The organism is Capnocytophaga sp. oral taxon 329 str. F0087, from assembly GCF_000213295.2.
Lineage (GTDB): Bacteria > Bacteroidota > Bacteroidia > Flavobacteriales > Flavobacteriaceae > Capnocytophaga > Capnocytophaga leadbetteri_A.
Map to the genome: position 1 here is coordinate 32,364 of NZ_KN390007.1, position 1,178 is coordinate 33,541.

Genomic DNA, 1,178 nt, shown 5'->3' on the forward strand with positions numbered 1-1,178 from the left:
AAGGTCCATTTTTTTTCTTATATAAATCTATAAAATTATATTCGGCAGTCCATTTCATGTTGTTATCAGGGATTAAAGTGGTACAATTAGTAAATAAAATTAGTAATATATGAAATACTAAATATGTTAAAATTTTATTCTTCTTCATATTTAAGGCTATTTTTTCTTACATATTCTCTGTCATAATCAACAAAGGTTTCAGCATATACTTTTTGAGTTACTTTGTTTACTACTTTTATAGAATCTACAATAGTATTAAAAAGACCTACTGCTCTAGTTATTACACCTAAATAAGGAATTTCTGCAGTAGGAACCTTCAAAATAGGATAAAGAGGGTCTCTATAATAAATATAATTTACAGTAAGACGCTTTAAATGATCCATATTTTCAAATGTAATCGAAGCTTGTGCCCATGTAGCATTATCATCCCATTCCTTAAAATCAGGAGTCATTCCTATAATAGACAAATCGCCAAAAGTAAATTTTGACATTACCTTAGGCATATAAGCCTCAGGATGTGTAGCAAAAGCAAATTCTCTAAAATGTTTATTATTAAGCTCTATATTGGTGTAAAATTTCTCCATCTTAGCTTTTTTAGCATCTTTATAACCGACTTTCTGTTTTTCAATATTTGTAGGTTCAAAATTGTTATTATATTTATTTTGTAACTTTAAAAGCTCTACTATCAAAGAAGTGTCATATTTGGCTTCATAATTCTTTTGAATGAGTCCTTGTTCCATTAAAATTTGTAAATTTTTCCTTACATCAATAACCCATTTCCTAACAATGTCTTTTAAAGACTCTTTCTCAAGTAATGTAAAGTACGCACAATATTTAAATCCATAACTATCTGCTAAAAAAGGTTTTACTTCTTTTCCTTGCTTAGTTATGGGAGATAATTCCTTATGGGACACTCCATACTCTTTTAATTTAGAAGTAAGCACATATTTTTCATAGTAATCTTTATGTTCCTTTGTATCAAGAACAAACATTGCCCCTAAGTAATAATCAGGAGGTAAATGATTACAAGAACCATGTCTTTGTAAAAAATCTAAATATCTATTTTTGTAATAGTTAGGATTTTGAGGAACAGGTGAAATAGGAGTAGGGGATTTCTTTTTACAAATATTATTTTTTACAGAAGTTTCCTTAGTTTCTCCTGTACTTGTTCTTAAAGT

Annotated in this window: 1 protein-coding gene; it reads right to left on the reverse strand. The window is 28.1% G+C overall.

Annotated features, from left to right (window positions below):
* Nucleotides 1-134: 134 nt before the first annotated feature.
* Nucleotides 135-1,178, reverse strand: a 1,044-nt coding sequence (locus HMPREF9074_RS12380; RefSeq protein ID WP_198133043.1) for a hypothetical protein, incomplete at its 5' end; no start/stop codon positions are given.